Here is a 14,689-nt window from a genome sequence, read left to right as displayed (position 1 = left end):
AAGAGCCGCGAAAAAAATGACTAGTTTCCAGCCTGCTACCGAAAGCCAGACCGGCCACATCGGCGCCCGTCAGACCCGTGTCGAGGACGCCGCATTGTTGCGCGGCCTCGGCTGCTATGCCGATGACGCTGCGATCCCTCCGGGTACGCTCCATGCGGCGATCATCCGCTCACCCCACGCTCATGCACGTATCACCTCGGTGGACTTTTCCCGTGCGCTGCTGATGAAAGGCGTGCACGGCGTGCTGGTCGGCGAAGACGTCAAACGCTGGGCGCTGCCGTTCCCGGTGGGTGTGCGTCAGCCGATGGAGCACTGGTGCGTCGCCGTCGACAAGGTGCGTTACGTCGGGGAGCCGGTGGCGGTGGTGATCGCCGAGAGCCGCTATCTGGCCGAGGACGCCATCGAAGTGGTGCGCGTTGAATACGAGCCGCTGCCCCCGATCATCGATCCTGAACTGGCCACCGCCGAACAGGCGCCGATCCTGCACGAAGCAGTCGGCAGCAACGTGGTCAATGAGCGGCACTTTCGTTATGGCGAGCCGGAGCAGGCCTTCGAACAGGCGCCGCACAAGGTCTCGCTCAAAGTAAAGTTTCCGCGCAGTTCCTGCACGCCCATCGAATGCTATGTGGTGCTGGCTCAGTACGAGCGCGCCACCGGCATTTATGACGTGCTGGCCAATTTTCAGGGGCCCTATGCGTTGCACACGGTCATGGCCCGGGCACTGAATGTGCCCGGCAACCGCTTGCGTTTGCGCACACCGAAAGATTCCGGCGGCAGCTTTGGCATCAAGCAAGGGGTCTTCCCTTACGTGGTGATGATGGGCCTGGCGTCACGCAAGGTCGGTGCACCAGTGAAGTGGGTCGAGGACCGTCTGGAACATCTTCAGGGGGCTTCTTCGGCGACCAATCGGGTGACCGAAATTGAAGCGGCGGTAGAAGCCGATGGCCACATCACCGCTTTGCGTTATGACCAGATCGACGATTGTGGCGCCTACCTGAGAGCGCCTGAACCTGCGACTTTTTACCGTATGCACGGCAACCTGACGGGTGCTTACGCGATCCGCAATTTGCAAGTGCGCAACCGCGTGGTGTTGACCAACAAAACCCCTTCCGGCCTGAACCGTGGTTTTGGTGGCCCGCAGGTGTATTTCGCCCTTGAGCGGCTGCTGCAACACATCGCCGTGCAGTTGAAGCTTGATCCGTTGGACGTGATCCGCCGCAACCTGGTGCCGGCCGATGCCTTCCCTTATCGCGCGGCAGCCGGTGCGTTGCTCGATTCCGGCAACTACCAGGCAGGCATTGCCTTGGCGGCGGCTGATGGCGGACTCGAGGAGTTGCTCAAACGTCGTGATCAGGCGCGTGCCGAAGGCCGAATCTATGGCATTGGTTATGCCGCGGTCATCGAACCCTCGATTTCCAACATGGGTTACATCACCACCGCGATGACGCCCGAAGAGCGGCGCAAGGCCGGTCCGAAAAACGGCGCTGTCGCCACCGCAACCATTAACGTCGGCCCGTTGGGTGACGTCAGTGTGCACGTGTCCTCGGCACCGCAAGGGCAGGGCCATCAAACCACCGTCGCTCAGGTCGTTGCCGAAGTGCTTGGGGTTGCGCTGGAATCCATCGTGGTCAACGTCGAGCTGGACACTCAGAAGGACGCGTGGTCGATTGCCTCGGGCAACTATTCCAGCCGTTTCGCCGGTGCTGTGGCCGGTGCCGTCTATAAGGCCGCGCTGAAGATCCGTGATCGCCTCGCCGCGATTGCCGCGGAGCAATTGCAGGCCAGTCCCGAAGATATTCGTTTCGCGGGTGGCAAGATTTTTGTGGTCAATGGCGGGGCGGTGGCGCCATTCCATCGGATTGCCGGTGCGACCCATTGGTCGCCGGGCCTGCTGCCGGAAGGTGAAAGCGGCGGTCTGCGCGAAACCGCCTTCTGGAGCCCGCCGCAATTGGAGGCACCGGACGACAAGGATCAGGTCAACAGCTCGCTGTGCTACGGCTTTGTCTTCGACATCTGTGGGCTGGAAATCGACCGCATGACCGGCGAGATCCACATCGATCGCTACGTCACCTGCCATGACGCCGGCCGCCTGCTCAACCCGGCGCTGGTGGATGGCCAGATTCGTGGTGGCTTCACCCAAGGCCTCGGCGCGGCGCTGATGGAAGAATTCGCCTACGGCGAGGACGGCAGCTTCCTGAGCGGGACCTTCGCCGATTATCTGGTGCCGACCGCACCGGAAGTGATCGAACCGATGATCCTGCACATGGAAACGCCATCGCCCTTCACCCCACTGGGCGCCAAGGGTGTGGGCGAGGGCAACAATATGAGCACGCCGGTGTGTATCGCCAACGCGGTGGCCGACGCCCTCGGTCGATCGGACATCCGTCTGCCACTGACGCCCTCGAAAGTACGCACGCTCATCGGCATCGACGAGCCACCACGGCCCGCCGGTATGGAGGCCGATGAAAACCTCGACGCAGCACCTGCCGGTGGACCGGCACTGCGGGCCAACGACTCGGTGGTGATTCCTGCTTCGCCGCAACAGGTCTTCGATACCTTGCTCGACCCGCAGACGCTGGCGGCGATCATTCCCGGTTGCCACGACCTCGTGCTTGAAGGCGAAAACCGTTACCGCGCGGACGTCACCGTCGGCGTCGGCATGATCCGCGCGCGCTTCGAGGCCAAGGTTGCCCTGAGTGATCTGGACCCGCCGCATTCATTGCGTCTGTCCGGTTCCGGCAGCAGCTCGATGGGGTCGGCCCAGGGGCAGGCCAAGGTGCGTTTCGTTGAACTGGAAAATGGCCACACACGCCTGGAATACCAATACCAGGTGGCGGTCAGCGGCAAAGTCGCCGCGGTCGGCGGCCGAATGCTGCAAGGGGCCTCGAAAGTGATCATCGGACAAATATTTACTCGCCTGTCACAACGGGTCAGCGGCCAAGCCATCTCCACCGGGTGGTGGGCGCGATTGCGGGCCTCGCTTGGCGCGCTGTTTGGCAAGGGAGGTGCGCAATGAAACCGGCTGCTTTCGATTACGTTCGGGCTGACAACCGTCGTCAGGTGGTTGAGTTGCTCGCCGAGTACGGCCAGGAAGCTCGCATCATCGCCGGTGGCCAATCGCTGATGGCGGTGCTGAACATGCGCCTGGCTCAGCCCAAGTTGCTGATCGATATCAATCATGTGGCTGACCTGGCCTATATCGAACTGCGCAAGGATTGTCTGGCGGTAGGTGCCGGGGTACGACAGGCGCAGTTGCTGGCGCGTTCGACCCTGATGGACGAGGTGCCTTTATTGGCGCTGGCAATGCCTTGGATCGGTCACTTCCAGACGCGTAATCGCGGCACAGTCTGCGGTTCGGTGGCTCATGCCGACCCGAGCGCCGAGTTGCCGCTGTGCCTGGTGACGTTGGGTGGCGAGATCGTTCTGGAGTCGAAAAAAGGCAAGCGCATTGTCAAGGCTGCCGACTTCTTCCAAGGCATTCTCACCACCGACAAGCGTGCGGATGAACTGGTCGTCGAGGTGCGCTTTCCGCTCAAGCGCGAAGGCATTACCTATCGCTTCCGCGAGATCACCATGCGCCACGGCGACTTTGCAATTGTCTCCCTGGCCGCTGCCATCGGCGCGGACCAGGTCGAACTCGGCATCGGCGGGGTCGCGGACCGTCCGCAACGTCGCAGCCTGCCTCGTGGTGCGGAGCTGCCGGACGCGCTCAATCAAACCGCCTGGTCGCTCGATGCACAAGACGATGTGCACGCCAGCGCTGCCTATCGCCGCCAACTGATTCGCGAGCTGGGTCACCAGCTGATCGAAGGAGTCTGAACATGCGTGTAACTGCCGACCAAACCTTTCCGATCCGCCTGGAACTCAACGGCCGCTCCCGCGAAGCCCTGGCTGAGCCGCGGACCCAACTCTGCGACTTCCTGCGCCACGACCTCGGTGCCACCGGTGTCCATGTCGGATGCGAACACGGTGTCTGCGGTGCCTGCACGGTGCTGGTGGACGGAGTCGCCATGCGTTCCTGCCTGATGCTCGCGGTACAGGGGCACGAGCGGCATATCGAGACCGTCGAGTCGCTGGCTGACGACGACACACTGAGCGACCTGCAACAAGCCTTTCGCCGTCATCACGCCTTGCAGTGCGGCTTTTGCACTGCGGGCATTCTCATGTCCTGCGTGGATTTCCTCGAACGGGTACCCGACCCGGACGAGACCCAGGTACGCGACATGCTTTCGGGGCATCTATGTCGCTGCACCGGCTACACCGGCATCGTCCAGGCCGTGCTCGAAGTCGCTGCCCAGCGCCAAACGAACAAAGGGGTATAACAAAAATGTTCGATCTCGGACGCAGTTTCCTCGCTGCCGTTGAACGCCGGCCGCACGCCGTGGCGGTCAGTGACGGTGCGTTGAAGAAAACCTATGAAGAATGGTTCGTCGATATCCAGAGTGCCGCCTGGGGCTTGCAATGCCTTGGGCTGCAACGCGGTGATCGACTGCTGGTAGTGATGCAAAACCGCTGGCAGATGGCGACCCTGCATTGGGCCTGTCAGTTTGCGGGCATCGTCATGACCCCGTTGAACTGGCGTTCGACTGCCGATGAACTGGGCTACTGCATCGAAGATGCGCAAATTCGGGCAGTGGCTTACGACGACGCGACCATGACCGCCGTGGCCGGTTGCAGCGCCGCCACAAGGTTGCCACGGATAGCCACCGGTCTGCGTGCCGCCAACACCGACCTGAGTTTCGAGGAACTGTGTTCGCAGACCCCCTCCGGCATCATTTTGCAGGCCGACGCCGAAGACTTTTCACTGCTGCTGTACACCTCCGGAACCACCAGCAAGCCCAAGGGCGTGCCCCGTCGGCACCGCAGCGAACGCGCCGCGGCGGTTGCCCACGTAGCGCAAAACCTCTACCGCCAGAACGAGTGCACGCTGGGCGTCATGCCGCTTTACCACACCATGGGCGTGCGTTCGTTGCTGTCCATGGCGCTGATCGACGGACATTTCGTCTGTGTGCCGAAGTTCGACGTGGAAGCCACGCTGCAGGCCATCGAGCGGGAAAAGGTCAGCAACCTGTACCTGGTGCCGACGCTCTACCACATGCTCATCGAACACCCGGCCTTTGCCCGCGAGCGAGTCGCCAGTGTGGAGAAAATAGGCTTTGCCGGTGCGCCGATGAGCGACGGTTTGATGCGTCGCGTCGAGCAGGCGTTCCAGCCGCAATTGTTCGTCAATCATTACGGCAGCTCGGAGATCTACACCTTCACCATCGACCAGCAAGCCAGCCGCAAACCCGGTTCGTCAGGGCGCAGTGCAATGAACCAGCGCGTGCGCGTGGTGCCGATCGATGCTGAAACGGCGGACGTGCAGGTCAACCCATTGGAAGAGGGCCAGATCATCGCCGACCTGGCGAGTGACGAGGCGTTCGAAGGCTACCTGAACCGCCCCGAAGCGACCGCCAAGGCATTGCGTGACGGATGGTATTTCACCGGTGACATCGGCTACTTCGATCTGGAGGGCGATCTATTCGTCACCGGTCGTGTCGATGACTTGATCATCACCGGCGGCGAAAACGTCAGCCCGGCAGAAATCGAAAACATGCTCTCTCTGCACCCGGCAGTAGAAGAAGTGGTGGTGGTCGGTCTGCCCGACGAGCAGTGGGGCAAGATCATTGCCGCATTTATCAAGCTGCGCGCCGAGGTCTCGGAAGGCGACCTCGATGCCCATTGCATCGCTTCGGGCCTGGCCAAATTCAAGCGGCCACGGCGTTACCAGTTCATCGACCAGATTCCCAAATCTCCAGTGGGCAAGGTGCTGCGGCGCGTACTGCTGGCCCAATTTCAGGAACAGGCCTTGAAGGCCATCAGCTAATCATCCAGAGGACACTCTCATGCAACAGCAAGCGATCCAGCAATTTCTCGACACTCAGTTCGATGGCTTCCAGGTTGAAGTCGATGTGTCCCGCGAGCGCGCCGACATCATCCTCAACCGGGCACCGCTGAACGTCATTTCCATGGGGCAGCGTGATGAACTGCGCCTGGTCTTCGAAGCCCTCGATGCACACAAAGGCGTGCGCGTCATCGTGCTGCGCTCGGTGGGTGAACACTTCTCCAGCGGTGGCGACATCAAGGGTTTCCTCGAAGCATCGCCAGAGCACGTATCGAAGCTGGCCTGGAACGTCGCGGCACCGGCACGTTGCGAAAAACCGGTGATCGTGGCCAACCGTGGCTACACATTCGGCGTCGGTTTCGAACTGTCCCTGGCCTGCGATTTCCGCATTGCTTCGCAAACCACTCGCTACGCCTTGCCTGAGCAGAACCTGGGGCAGATCCCGGGCTCGGGTGGCTCCGCGCGCCTGCAGAAAATCATCGGCATCACTCGCACCAAGCACATGGTGATGCGCGCCAAACGCATCACCGGCGACCAGGCCTACGCCTGGGGTATCGCGACCGAGGTCGTGCCGGATACCGAACTGGAAAGCACCGTCGATGCGTTGGTCGACGAACTGCGTCGCTTCTCGCCGCTGGCTCAGCGCACGGCGAAAAAACTGATCAACGACAACGAAGATGCGCCGCTGACCGTCGCGATCGAAATGGAAGGTCACTGCTACAGCCGCCTGCGTAGCTCCAAGGACTTCAAGGAAGGCGTTGAAGCGTTTCACAGCAAGCGTGAGGCCGTGTTTATCGGCGAGTAAATCGTACCGGCGAGCAGGCCCGGGAGTATGTTGGTAACAGCGTACGCCTCACGGAACAGGGTCTGCCGCCCCTTCAATGCAACTCGAAGGGCACATCAAGGCATCACCGCTGACCTGCTGATTACTCGCACCCCGCGCACCGGGATGCAGAACGTTTCGATTCACCGTTTGTGTGAGGCAACCATGACTACGACAACAACAATAACTGCATCACCCGCCAGCCCCGCTATCGATACACCGCAGATTCCACCGGGCAAGGCCTTGCTCGCGGCATTTGCCTCGACGTTCGGCTGGGCGCTGGATTTGTTCGACCTGTTCATTCTGCTCTACGTGGCGCCGATCATCGGCCGCCTGTTCTTCCCCTCGGACACCCCGACACTGTCGCTGGCCGCCGTGTACGCCTCGTTCGCCGTGGCCTTGCTGGTACGTCCGCTGGGCTCGGCGATCTTCGGCGCGTATGCCGACAAACACGGTCGCAAGCGTGCGCTGATGGTATCGATGGTCGGCGTCGGTATTTCCACGGCACTGTTTGGTGCGTTGCCGACCATTCACCAGGTCGGCATATTGGCCCCGATACTGTTTTTGGTCTTGCGGGTGATTCAGGGCATTTTCGTTGGCGGCATCGTTGCCTCCACTCACACCATCGGCACCGAATCCATCTCGCCGCGCTATCGCGGCTTGATGTCCGGGTTGATCGGTGGTGCCGGCGCCGGCATGGGCGCGCTGTTGGCGTCATTCACTTATCTGGTGTTGTCGGAGATCTTTCCCGGGGAGGAATTTGACGTCTGGGGCTGGCGCTTCATGTTCTTCTGCGGCCTGCTCAGCACGTTTTTCGGTCTGGTGATGTTCCGTTACCTGGAAGAAACCCCGGTCTGGCAGCAACTGCAACAAGCGCGTAAAACCAAGGGGCCGGCAGTAGTTGTCGTGTCGCCGCTCAAGCGTCTGTTCGGTCGCGAGTACCGCGGCGTGATGCTGGTCAATCTGCTGATTACGTTCGGAGGCGGTGCCACGTATTACCTGGCCTGCGGTTATCTGCCGACATTGCTCAACGTGGTCGCCAAAGTGCCTCATGCGCAGACTTCGCAGCTGCTCATGTACGGGTCGGTGGCAACCATTGTCGGAGCACTGGCCTTTGGTTACCTGAGCGACCTGATCGGTCGCAAGAAGACCTTCATGCTGCTGGGTGTGATCAACCTGGTGAGCCTGCCGATGATGTTTCTGGGTGTCGCCGAATCGGGTTCGCTGACCCGTACTGCGCTGTATTGCGTGGGCATAGGCTTCATGGGCGGGGCGATCATCGCGCCGATTCTGATCTTTCTCAACGAACGCTTTTCCACCGAGCTGCGAGCCAGCGGCACCGGATTGTCCTGGAACATCGGTTTCGCCCTCGGCGGAACCATGCCGACCTTTGTGTCCCTGGTCAGCGGCAGCCCCGCGCAGATCCCCATGGTGCTGGCGATGTTTGCCGTCGGTCTGTCGGTGATCTACCTGATCGGCAGCGTGGTGATTCCAGAAACCCAAGGCAACTTCAAATAACGGCGGGGAGGTGCTCCAGGAATTCGCCGATCAGCTGCAAAGTCCGCTCGGGCGCTTCGGTTTGAGGAAAGTGTCGACAGTCATCCAGCAGCACACAGCGGCACGGTCCAGCGACCTGTCGCTGGATGACCACCAGTTGCTCGGGCGTGGCGTAGTGGTCGTCGCGACCCTGAATGACCAGCAGCGGCCTTTCGATACAAGCCAACTGCGCTTCGAGATCGTCCAGGGAAAAGTCGGGGTGTAGCCAGCTGTCGCTCCAGCCGTGGAAAGCGCCGTCGACATTGGTCCCATGATGGCGTGCCAGGCGCTCGCGCAATTCGCCCTGATGCCAGGCCTCGGTGGTATGGCGAATGCCATCGAGGCTCTCGGCCTCGACAATCACGTGAGGCGCCAGTGCGATGCTGCCCAACACGCGTGGATCGTTGGCGGCGGCATAGGCAAGGACGATGGATGCGCCGTCACTGTGACCGAGCAAGACCACTTGCGGCAGTTGCAAGGCATCAAGCAATTGCCGCAGTTCCCGAGGGCCGTCGCTGCTCAGGTAGTTCAGCGGACGCGGCAGGGTTACCGGACTCGATTGCCCATAACCCTGACGGCTGTAAGTGACCACACCGCAACCGCTGGCCTGGGCCAGGCGCTGGGGGAAGTCTTTCCATTGGTCGCTGCTGCCGAGGCCTTCGTGCAGCAGCACAAGCGTCGGTCGCGATGGGTCAGCCGCAGGGATTTGGCGATATTCCAGGCGCAGCGGCCCAAGTTGCAAAAATTGTTGTGGCGACATGTTGAATCAACGATTGAACAAGGTTGCTCGCAGGTTACCGTAAACGTAACCCCGCATGCAGTAACACGCTTTGCTTGAGGTATAGAAAACATGCGCCATCTCGATGTTCAGGTGATCGACCAGGCACTGCAATGGGCTCGCGCCGGGCAGGTCCAATGGTTGTGCACGGTGCTCTCCACCTATGGCTCGGCGCCGCGTGCGCCGGGTGCGATGCTGGTGACCAATGGTGCGGGGGAACACGTTGGCTCGCTGTCCGGTGGCTGCGTCGAGGAGGAGTTCCTCGAAAGCCTGACACGCGGTGAATTACGCGAACCGGCGCAGATCGTCAGTTATGGCGACAGCGTCGAGCAACGCCACCGTCTGCGATTGCCCTGTGGTGGTGTGCTGATCGTGCTGGTCGAGCACCGCGCTGCCAGTCTCGAATGGATCGCGCACCTGGAGAGTCTGCAAGCGGCGTTGCTCGGCCAGCGACGTCTGCAGCGTCATATCGAGCTGAGCAGCGGTGCGTTGCGCCTGGACCCGGACATCGGACACGGCAGCGAGCGGGTGCAAGTCGTCGACGAGACGGTGCGCATCAGCGTGGGCCCGGCGTTACGCCTGATTCTGGCGGGGCTCTCGCCGGTCGCGGAAGTCTGCGCCAGTTTCGCCCGCGCCATCGGTTGCGAAGTCATCGCCTGCGACCCCCGGGAAGAGACGCTGCATCTAAATCTTGAAGGCGTGGAAATGCAGCGTGTGCTGCCCTCGATGTTTATCGCCGCCGGAGGTTGTCACGCAGCGACCGCGGTGGTGGCGTTGACTCACGATCCGCGAATCGATGATCTGGCGCTGATGGAAGCGGTTCACACCCCGGCGTTTTACATCGGCGCCATGGGCTCTCAGGCCACTTCGGCCAAGCGCGCCGAGCGGCTCAAACGCATCGGTGGTCTGACGGATGAACAGATCGCCCGTTTACACATGCCCATCGGCCTTGATCTGGGCAGCAAGGCCCCGGCGGAAATCGCTCTGGCGGTGGTGGCGGATATCCTGCGCGTTTATCACGGGAAAGAGCGCCATGCCTTGTAAAACGGCTTTTCCGACGAACGTGGGGGCTGCGAAAGTCGAGGTAGACGCTCGGTCATTCGCGCGCGATAGTGGTCAGCCAAGTGTTGCTGAACCATGGACCGATCGACGGGCTTGAGAAATAGATAGACGCCCCGATGATATGCATTGAGGCCGATAACGATATCGCTTCAAGCGAGCGGAGGAATCTGATGTCGATTGCTCAACGGGTTTTCCACGGCAGGTTTGGCCGGGTCGCCTTGCTGAACATGGATCGTTCGCTGGTCACCCATACCCATTCCGAATGCCATGTGCTGGTCAAAGTGTCCGGTGAGGACACTTACTTCAACGTTAACGGTCGGCGGGTTCCGCTCAGCGATCGCACGGCGGTGCTGGTCAACGCCTGGGAGCCGCATTTCTACGATCCGCAGCCGGGTGCGGGTGCCACCGTAATTCTGGCGCTCTACATCGAGCCCGCCTGGCTGGCCACTGCCCAGCAGTCGCTGGCACTCAGCGGTCGACCGGACTTTTTTGCCCAGTCGTGCATCGAGCTGTCGAGTCGTAATCGCACCTTGGCCGACATCCTGGTCGCCGAAGCGCATGGCTGCGGGATCGTGCCGAAAGAACGCATGGAATTCATCCTGTTCGACTTCCTGATCGAACTGATCGAGGACTTTTCCAGCTGGCGGCATTTGTCGCAACTGGGTGCGCCGAACTCAGGTGAGTTCCGGGATGCGCGCGTGCGCCGTGGCACCGCCTGGTTGCTTGAGCACCTCGATGATCCGAACCCGATCGACAACGCCGCGCGGGCTTGTGGTCTGTCGCGGGCGCACTTCTTTGCGCTGTTCAAGAAAGATACCGGCATGACGCCGACCCTTTTGCTGAACGACGCACGCATGCGCCGGGCTTTTGCCTGGCTGGAGCGTGAGCGCAGTGGAACGTTGGGCCTGTTGTCGGAGAATCTCGGGTTCTCCGAGCAAGGTCATTTCACACGGTTTTTCCGTCAGCACATCGGAGCCTCACCCAGCCAGTATCGGCGCGTAGTGGATTGTTATGTGACGGTTTGAACTGAGAGGAGGGCGGGGGTATTGGGCAATACTCCCGTTGATGAAGTTAGTCTTTCATCTTGAAGCTGGCGACTTTTAACGGTTACGAAAGTTGTAGGGTTAGCTAATTGTCCAGAAAGTCATAAATCTCTTTCATGCGTTCTTCACGCATCAACTCAAGTTCTTCCTCGGTTTCGGCTGTCCATTGCAGAATGAAGTCCCAGTAATCGCAGTCGTGAGCGTCCGCTTCTGCTTCAAATGCTTCTTGCAGAAATTTAAGGCGATATTCTTCTGGCGAAAGTCCACAGTTTACAGCGAGGTCGTAGTTCAATTCGCTGAGTTCAAGTTGGATCCATAAGTTGGCGTCCAGGAATTTCGTCAGGGCGAGTTCGGCTCTAAGTTCTTTTGCGATCATGAGTGCTCTCTTGTTGCATGCAGTAAGTAGCTGGTTGTTCAAAGTCGGCCCAGCGCCAAGTCTGACTATGTCAATTTCCTGCCATCATCCATCCTCGAACGCCATGACTTTCACTCAGCTCTTTCACAACTCGAGCTGCGTCCTGCTTCTGTTTATACGGGCCGATGACGACAAAGTTGTTTTCTTTACGTGCTACCGGCAACTCCATCTTTTGAATGGCCTTTACGGCGTGATGGCGGTGGGGTGTGTTCAATGCGATTTCGACCACCCACAGGCCGGATGAAGGCGTGGTTGAAGCGTCTTTTTTAGTGTGGAGAATATAGCCGCAGCACGTCAAACACGGGCGTTCCAGCGTAATGAGCGATCCTGGCACGGTGCGAAAGACATGCCATTGCGGATCAATGGTTCTTTTGCGGGCGAAGCGTGCCAGGAGCAGACCGATAAAAGTAATCAGACCGCTGAGAACAATCGTCCAATTGTGTGCCTGTGCGGGCAATGAAGGCAGTGTAAGTTCTGGCATTTCTTCTGACTGATCGATCAGAAACTGTACGGCGTCCGCCTCCATTGAATCGGGTACATGGGATCCCTTTTTCTCAAAGGGTGCGACGACCCCATCGGAATGTTTTGTACTGAACTCTGTCACAACTTTATTAGCGGTGTCATCGGCCAGTTGTTCGAACGCTGTCACTTTTTGCTGGATGTATGAATTGTCGACGTTATTTTGACAAGTTGGTCCTGTAGACACGTAGGCCCATATAAGCGCTGATAGTTGCCCCAAAACGCCAGTTACCAGTAAGCCGAAGCCAAGCTTTCGCACAGCGGCCATCTCCAAATCAAATGAATAGTTATTTGGCCCATTTCTTTGATAAAGCGGGGTTCTATTGTTGATCCTGGGATGGTCTAAATTCTCGAGCGCGTCAGTGTGCCCAAGAGCCAAAACTAGTTGGCTGCTTTTTTGTTGTTTTAAAGAGCATCGGGCATGCACTTTATAGAGTGTTGGTTAACGAAAAAGGCTCAGGTGATCGAAAAAAAACCGTATCAGATGGATTTGAAGATGAGTCATTAAAACACTTGTATTTAAGGCTGATATCGTGGGCAAAGTACCTTGTCCAAGATTCAGGCTACCTACGCGTTCGGTAAAAATGAAAGGATTGTTAGCCGGCCCTTTTCGGTACGGAGAGGAAGTTGTTACTGAGTTTTTTGTCACCCCTTCAAACGATGCGGGTGTCCTGCACTACACTTCAGGTGCCACTCCTACCCTGGAGAGTTCCTGGTGAACGCTCCAGACGTCGTGCTTGGTCCTGAAGAATTTGCAGAACTGAGCGCTCAGCTTGAAAGCTCTGCTCAACACGCCTGGCCGTAGAAGCATTACCGGTCCTGATGTGGGATGAGGGTCAATGCTATGGCCGTTGAAGGCAATGCAGGACAATTATTGGGCGTCGTCATTTTGCTTGCCGCCGCCGTGCTGGTAGTGCCGCTGTTCAAACGCATCGGGCTCGGCTCAGTGGTCGGTTACCTGGCGGCGGGCCTGATCATTGGCCCCTTCGGACTGCAACTTTTCAATGATCCCCACACCATCCTTGAGGTGGCCGAGTTGGGCGTGGTCATGTTTCTTTTTGTGATTGGCCTGGAGATGAAACCCTCTCACCTATGGGACCTGCGTAGGCAGATCTTTGGGTTGGGCAGCCTGCAGGTGGTGGTCAGTGCATGTCTGCTCACTTTTGTCGGCATGGCTTTCGGATTCTCTTGGCAGGTGTCATTTGTCTGCGCAGCGGGTTTTGTACTCACCTCCACGGCTCTGGTTATGCAAGTTCTCTCGGAACGCGGTGACATTACCGAGCCGAGAGGGCAGCACGTCGTGTCCATTTTGCTGTTTGAAGACCTGTTGATAGCCCCTTTGCTGGCGGTGGTGGCATTTCTGGCGCCCACGGAGTTGGCGAATGGACCCACGTCTCCACTTTGGCAACGCATAGGTATCGCAGCGCTGTCCTTGGGTGCATTGGTGGCCATCGGATTGTGGCTGCTCAATCCCCTGTTTCGGGTATTGGCCCAAGTCAAGGCGCGCGAGGTAATGACTGCCGCTGCGCTGCTGGTTGTGTTGGGCGCAGCGTTGCTGATGGAACTCGGCGGTCTTTCAATGGCGATGGGGGCTTTCGCGGCCGGTGTGCTGCTGTCCGAATCCACTTTCCGCCACCAGTTGGAGGCCGACATCGAGCCGTTTCGCGGCCTGCTGCTGGGGCTGTTTTTCCTCGGCGTCGGCATGTCGCTGGATCTGCAATTGGTGGCCGAGGCCTGGAAGCTCATCATCTCCGGCGTGCTGGCGCTGATGGTGGTCAAGGCGCTGTGTATTTATGCGGTCGCGCGCCTCGCGAAAAGCGGTCATGACGACGCGCTGGATCGCGCCTTGCTGATGGCGCAGGGTGGCGAATTTGCTTTTGTGCTGTTTGCCGAAGCGCTCAAACTCAGGGCCATCAGTCCTGAAGTCAACGCCAATATGACGGCTATTGTGGTGCTCTCCATGGTCATAACGCCGGTGACTTTATTGCTGTACAAACGGTTTGCTCGCGCGCGGACCGTTTCCCTGGACGGCGTGGAAGCCGCACAGAATCTGCGCTGCAATGTACTCATCATCGGTTTTGGCCGTGTGGGGCAGATTGCCTGCCAGGCGCCGCTCGCTCAGGGAGCGAAAATTTCCATCATCGATATAAATCCAGAGGTCATCCGCGCCGTGACACCCTATGGTTTCAAGGTCTATTACGGCGATGGCGCCCGCCATGAAATATTGCACGCCGCTGGCGCCCATCACGCTCGCGCCATCATTGTTTGTGTGGACGATAAAAAAGCCGCGACTCGCATTGTCGAAAGTACGCGGCACTTCTGCCCGCAGGTGAAATTGGTGGTACGCGCTTTTGACCGCGAACATGCGCTGGAATTGGTCAAACACGACGCCGACTACATAGTGCGGGAAACCTTTGAGGCCGCCCTGCTGCTCGGCCGTCAGGCCGTGGTGACTCTGGGTGCGTCGGAGCACGAAGCCGACGCGGTGATCGACGAAGTGCGCAAACGCGATGCCGAACGTTTTGCCTTGGAAACATCGGGCGGGCTGTTTGCCGGGCGAGCGTTGGTGCTGGGAAATATTGAGCGCATCGAGCCGCCGAACCCTGAGGCGCGGGAGGCTCGGTGAGCA

12 protein-coding genes are annotated in these 14,689 nt (G+C 59.4%); 9 read left to right on the top strand and 3 right to left on the bottom strand.

The genetic code is table 11. The features are described from left to right. Nucleotides 1-16 precede the first annotated feature (16 nt). The 6 genes from FBY04_RS04505 to FBY04_RS04480 all read left to right on the top strand — a co-directional run bounded on the left by FBY04_RS04505 (nt 17) and on the right by FBY04_RS04480 (nt 8,225). Nucleotides 17-3,016 carry a molybdopterin cofactor-binding domain-containing protein gene (locus tag FBY04_RS04505; RefSeq protein ID WP_145314639.1) on the top strand — a complete coding sequence of 1,000 codons (3,000 nt, stop codon included), beginning with the start codon at nt 17-19 and terminating at the stop codon, nt 3,014-3,016. Continuing rightward, nucleotides 3,013-3,819 (top strand): xanthine dehydrogenase family protein subunit M, encoded by an 807-nt coding sequence (locus FBY04_RS04500; protein WP_145314638.1) that lies wholly within the window; start codon nt 3,013-3,015, stop codon nt 3,817-3,819. Before FBY04_RS04505 ends, FBY04_RS04500 begins: the two co-directional genes overlap by 4 nt. 2 nt (nt 3,820-3,821) lie before the next feature. Further along, complete coding sequence (locus tag FBY04_RS04495; RefSeq protein ID WP_145314637.1) at nt 3,822-4,322, top strand: (2Fe-2S)-binding protein; 501 nt, start codon at nt 3,822-3,824, stop codon at nt 4,320-4,322. A gap of 5 nt (nt 4,323-4,327) precedes the next feature. Continuing rightward, nucleotides 4,328-5,866: an AMP-binding protein gene (locus FBY04_RS04490; protein ID WP_145314636.1), complete on the top strand. Its 1,539-nt coding sequence runs from the start codon at nt 4,328-4,330 to the stop codon at nt 5,864-5,866. Nucleotides 5,867-5,885: 19 nt separating this feature from the next. Continuing rightward, nucleotides 5,886-6,689 carry an enoyl-CoA hydratase/isomerase family protein gene (locus FBY04_RS04485; RefSeq protein WP_084321440.1) on the top strand — a complete coding sequence of 268 codons (804 nt, stop codon included), beginning with the start codon at nt 5,886-5,888 and terminating at the stop codon, nt 6,687-6,689. Nucleotides 6,690-6,872: 183 nt separating this feature from the next. Continuing rightward, nucleotides 6,873-8,225 carry an MFS transporter gene (locus tag FBY04_RS04480; protein ID WP_145314635.1) on the top strand — a complete coding sequence of 451 codons (1,353 nt, stop codon included), beginning with the start codon at nt 6,873-6,875 and terminating at the stop codon, nt 8,223-8,225. On the opposite strand, the gene FBY04_RS04475 is transcribed toward FBY04_RS04480, so the two are convergent. After that, nucleotides 8,218-9,003, bottom strand: a complete 786-nt coding sequence (locus tag FBY04_RS04475) for an alpha/beta fold hydrolase (RefSeq protein ID WP_145314634.1) — start codon at nt 9,001-9,003, stop codon at nt 8,218-8,220. The genes FBY04_RS04480 and FBY04_RS04475 overlap by 8 nt on opposite strands. Before the next feature lie 90 nt (nt 9,004-9,093). Here FBY04_RS04475 and FBY04_RS04470 point away from each other — a divergent pair, with 90 nt between their 5' ends. Together FBY04_RS04470 and FBY04_RS04465 are read left to right on the top strand one after the other, a co-directional pair. Further along, nucleotides 9,094-10,065, top strand: a complete 972-nt coding sequence (locus tag FBY04_RS04470; protein ID WP_145314633.1) for an XdhC family protein — start codon at nt 9,094-9,096, stop codon at nt 10,063-10,065. A gap of 188 nt (nt 10,066-10,253) precedes the next feature. Then, nucleotides 10,254-11,108, top strand: a complete 855-nt coding sequence (locus tag FBY04_RS04465; RefSeq protein WP_145314632.1) for an AraC family transcriptional regulator — start codon at nt 10,254-10,256, stop codon at nt 11,106-11,108. A gap of 103 nt (nt 11,109-11,211) precedes the next feature. Here FBY04_RS04465 and FBY04_RS04460 read toward each other — a convergent pair whose 3' ends face one another. Then, nucleotides 11,212-11,502 carry a DUF6388 family protein gene (locus FBY04_RS04460; RefSeq protein WP_145314631.1) on the bottom strand — a complete coding sequence of 97 codons (291 nt, stop codon included), beginning with the start codon at nt 11,500-11,502 and terminating at the stop codon, nt 11,212-11,214. A gap of 70 nt (nt 11,503-11,572) precedes the next feature. Further along, nucleotides 11,573-12,328: an SPOR domain-containing protein gene (locus FBY04_RS04455; RefSeq protein WP_256666755.1), complete on the bottom strand. Its 756-nt coding sequence runs from the start codon at nt 12,326-12,328 to the stop codon at nt 11,573-11,575. A 576-nt stretch (nt 12,329-12,904) separates the two neighbouring features. Between FBY04_RS04455 and FBY04_RS04450 the strand changes: the two genes are divergently transcribed. After that, a complete protein-coding gene (locus tag FBY04_RS04450; RefSeq protein WP_010459454.1) occupies nt 12,905-14,686 on the top strand; it encodes a monovalent cation:proton antiporter-2 (CPA2) family protein in 1,782 nt (593 codons plus the stop codon). Nucleotides 14,687-14,689 lie beyond the last annotated feature (3 nt).

It is taken from the genome of Pseudomonas sp. SJZ080, assembly GCF_007828295.1.
Lineage (GTDB): Bacteria > Pseudomonadota > Gammaproteobacteria > Pseudomonadales > Pseudomonadaceae > Aquipseudomonas > Aquipseudomonas migulae_A.
Note: the sequence above shows the minus strand (reverse complement) of the source record. Positions and strands in the feature narration are given on the sequence as shown.

What these genes read in the sequence shown, in the direction of transcription:
- FBY04_RS04475 (WP_145314634.1), bottom strand. Translation starts at nt 9,003, where the DNA reads ATGTCGCCACAACAATTTTTGCAACTTGGGCCGCTGCGCCTGGAATAT.
- FBY04_RS04465 (WP_145314632.1), top strand. Translation starts at nt 10,254, where the DNA reads ATGTCGATTGCTCAACGGGTTTTCCACGGCAGGTTTGGCCGGGTCGCC.
- FBY04_RS04485 (WP_084321440.1), top strand. Translation starts at nt 5,886, where the DNA reads ATGCAACAGCAAGCGATCCAGCAATTTCTCGACACTCAGTTCGATGGC.
- FBY04_RS04455 (WP_256666755.1), bottom strand. Translation starts at nt 12,328, where the DNA reads ATGGCCGCTGTGCGAAAGCTTGGCTTCGGCTTACTGGTAACTGGCGTT.
- FBY04_RS04470 (WP_145314633.1), top strand. Translation starts at nt 9,094, where the DNA reads ATGCGCCATCTCGATGTTCAGGTGATCGACCAGGCACTGCAATGGGCT.
- FBY04_RS04450 (WP_010459454.1), top strand. Translation starts at nt 12,905, where the DNA reads ATGGCCGTTGAAGGCAATGCAGGACAATTATTGGGCGTCGTCATTTTG.
- FBY04_RS04500 (WP_145314638.1), top strand. Translation starts at nt 3,013, where the DNA reads ATGAAACCGGCTGCTTTCGATTACGTTCGGGCTGACAACCGTCGTCAG.
- FBY04_RS04490 (WP_145314636.1), top strand. Translation starts at nt 4,328, where the DNA reads ATGTTCGATCTCGGACGCAGTTTCCTCGCTGCCGTTGAACGCCGGCCG.
- FBY04_RS04495 (WP_145314637.1), top strand. Translation starts at nt 3,822, where the DNA reads ATGCGTGTAACTGCCGACCAAACCTTTCCGATCCGCCTGGAACTCAAC.
- FBY04_RS04480 (WP_145314635.1), top strand. Translation starts at nt 6,873, where the DNA reads ATGACTACGACAACAACAATAACTGCATCACCCGCCAGCCCCGCTATC.
- FBY04_RS04460 (WP_145314631.1), bottom strand. Translation starts at nt 11,502, where the DNA reads ATGATCGCAAAAGAACTTAGAGCCGAACTCGCCCTGACGAAATTCCTG.
- FBY04_RS04505 (WP_145314639.1), top strand. Translation starts at nt 17, where the DNA reads ATGACTAGTTTCCAGCCTGCTACCGAAAGCCAGACCGGCCACATCGGC.